Origin of the sequence: Campylobacter sp. 110 (assembly GCF_002383965.1) — a bacterium.
Classification (GTDB): domain Bacteria; phylum Campylobacterota; class Campylobacteria; order Campylobacterales; family Campylobacteraceae; genus Campylobacter_D; species Campylobacter_D coli.
In genome coordinates this window covers 1-2,388 of sequence record NZ_NXBD01000040.1, presented here as the reverse complement: position 1 = coordinate 2,388, position 2,388 = coordinate 1, and the positions used below count along the sequence as shown (strand labels likewise).

Here is a 2,388-nt window from a genome sequence, read left to right as displayed (position 1 = left end):
ATAATTTCCTTCAGGTATTCTTAAATCTTTGCCACTTTCTAAACCTTCTTTGTCTTCTTCCAATGCAAAGCATTCAAAAAGAATTTTTTCTTCATCATCTAAAACCTTAAATTTACCAATAACGCAAGTTTTACCTGTGTATCTTCTAATGATTTTAATTTTCATTTGTATCCTTTAGTTTTTTATATAATCTATTAGGACTTGAGCTTCCTGCATTCATATCTCCTAGTTCAACCAAGCCGCCTATTTGCAACGCTCTTATTATGATTTCAGAGCAAAACCATTTGTCTTCACTATCTTTTGTGAATGTGAAAAAACCCAAAATTCCTAAAAAATCATATTTTTTTCCTATTTGAGAGTAAAGAAATTCTTTTATTTTTGTCTCATTTATATCATTGATTTCTATAAAATCCCATCTGCCAGTGTCTTTAAATTCTTTTATTCTTACTCCTTTATCTCTAGGACTTGAGCTAATCATTAAATTGTCTAAGATTATTTCACAGTGAGAATAGGATTTTAAAAAATCTCCATTTAATCTTTCTTTCCAAGATGAAGTAAAAAAAGCTATTGCTTTATCAAGAAAAGTAGATTTGTCATTTTCTTTAACTTTATAAAATGCAATTTTCATTCGTTTTCCTTTCTTTTATAAATCATTCTTAACTCATCATTTCTTATTTGAGTGAGCTTAACAAGCCTTTCATCCATTCGCATAAGATCTGTTTCTATAGCTTCTAGCTTATCGTTAGTTTTAGAGCAATGCGTTTGTATAAATTTGATTAAGCTATCATTACTTGCTCTGGATACTGCAATTTGTTCTCTAATAAGAACATTGGTATTTTTGGTTTCACTTATAAGTTCTTTGGTTCTTTCCCCAGCTTCTTTATGTAAAGTTTTATATAAATGCCATGCAATCCCAGCTAAGACAAAAACCATCAATCCTAATAATGCAGATCCACTTAAAGAACCGAGTATAGTACCTTCTTTTATTATATTTTCAGCACTCATTTTTCACTCTCCCATGCAATTAAATTTAATTCTTCTAAAGATGTGGCATTTTTCACTTTATTTCTTAGTTCATCATTTTTAAAAATAATACTTTCAGTATATTTAGCGATACCAACCCCAAATTCTAGAAATTCTTCTTTGTTAAATGTAGTGATTTTATTATCTTGATCAATCCAAGCAATATTTTCCAAAGGAGTATTATTAAGATTTGCTAACATTATCTCGCTAACTTTTCCGCTGATATTAATTTTTGCTTCAGTATCAATTTGAAATGTAGTATTTTTAAAAGGCATAAACAAAAGCTTTTCTTCTTTTATAGCTTTTAACTCTTCTAATTTTAATTCTTTTAACTCTTCTAAGGTTTTTTCTTTAATCTCATAAGAAACAATATAAAGATTATTTTCTTCATCGTAATTTTGAACTTGCTTAAGTGTCTGTGTTTTTTCATCAAAGCTTGGCACTTCTTCTTCTTCTTCAACTTTAGCAAAACCAAGCTCTTTTAAAAGCTCATTATCGCAAGCACTTAAAAAATAAATATCTTGTGCATCAATTTCACCTTCTTCGTTTTGTATTTTTACATCTTTTAAAAAAATATCATCATATTTTAAACTTTTATTTTTTAAATCATAAAACATATTTATCCTTTCTTAATTCCAGTATAATGTTAATTTTGCTCTTGGGTTTAATCTATTCCCACCACCTAAATTCCAACCAGGAGTTGCATTTGCACTACCACTTTGATAAGAACTTAGCATTATTTGTAAGTTATTTATATTTCCAAATTTGAATTTTTTCTCTACTTTGATTTTTGCATTGGCAGCGTAATATTTACTTAAACCATGCAATTCTACATTAGAGTTAAAAATGTTCCATGTGATATTCAAAGTATTTGCAGAAGTTTTATTAGACATACTTCCAGTCGTCCAAACTTCGCCTAACATAACCACTTCTTTATTATTAATATTTGATGGCAATACCACTGCTTGTTTATAAATCATGTCTAGCTTTAACATATAATTATAATTTGCAACCGAGCCTCCTAAAGATGGAGGTAAATTTAGTGCTATGCCATTATTAGAAAGAAGGAGGCAGTTCATTTTAAGTCCTTACTAATCTTACATTATTCGAAGCTATGCAAAAATAAGCAAAAGTTTCAGTGCCACTAAATCCACTTTGAGCTATTCTAAATTTAAAAGGTGCCGAAAAAGCAGTGATATTTTGAGCATTATTGACAGTGATAGTTCCACTTTTACCTGCTCCACCCCAATTTGCTATACCAATAGCTCCTCTGGCTGTCATTGTTAAGATAAAATGCTGAGCTTGTCTTAAATCTAGATTTATACTGCCAGTTGTGCCAAGATTTCTAATTCCACCACCATAATC

The 2,388-nt window shown here is 29.4% G+C and carries 5 protein-coding genes and 1 pseudogene; all 6 read right to left on the bottom strand.

The window, feature by feature from the left end; translation table 11 throughout:
- Positions 1-165, bottom strand: a 165-nt coding sequence (locus BGS43_RS10250) for a DUF5675 family protein (protein WP_257841429.1), incomplete at its 3' end; no start/stop codon positions are given.
- On the bottom strand, positions 155-628 hold the full coding sequence (locus BGS43_RS05030) for a hypothetical protein (RefSeq protein ID WP_004286869.1): 474 nt from the start codon (positions 626-628) through the stop codon (positions 155-157). The genes BGS43_RS05030 and BGS43_RS10250, both read right to left, overlap by 11 nt.
- Positions 625-1,005, bottom strand: coding sequence for a hypothetical protein (locus tag BGS43_RS05025; protein ID WP_096569074.1), 381 nt, complete (start codon positions 1,003-1,005; stop codon positions 625-627). Before BGS43_RS05025 ends, BGS43_RS05030 begins: the two co-directional genes overlap by 4 nt.
- Complete coding sequence (locus tag BGS43_RS05020) at positions 1,002-1,640, bottom strand: DUF4376 domain-containing protein (RefSeq protein ID WP_096568394.1); 639 nt, start codon at positions 1,638-1,640, stop codon at positions 1,002-1,004. Before BGS43_RS05020 ends, BGS43_RS05025 begins: the two co-directional genes overlap by 4 nt.
- A 12-nt stretch (positions 1,641-1,652) precedes the next feature.
- Complete coding sequence (locus BGS43_RS05015) at positions 1,653-2,102, bottom strand: hypothetical protein (RefSeq protein ID WP_096568397.1); 450 nt, start codon at positions 2,100-2,102, stop codon at positions 1,653-1,655.
- A 1-nt stretch (position 2,103) separates the two neighbouring features.
- Positions 2,104-2,388 (bottom strand): annotated as a pseudogene (locus tag BGS43_RS05010) (hypothetical protein); the annotation flags it as partial.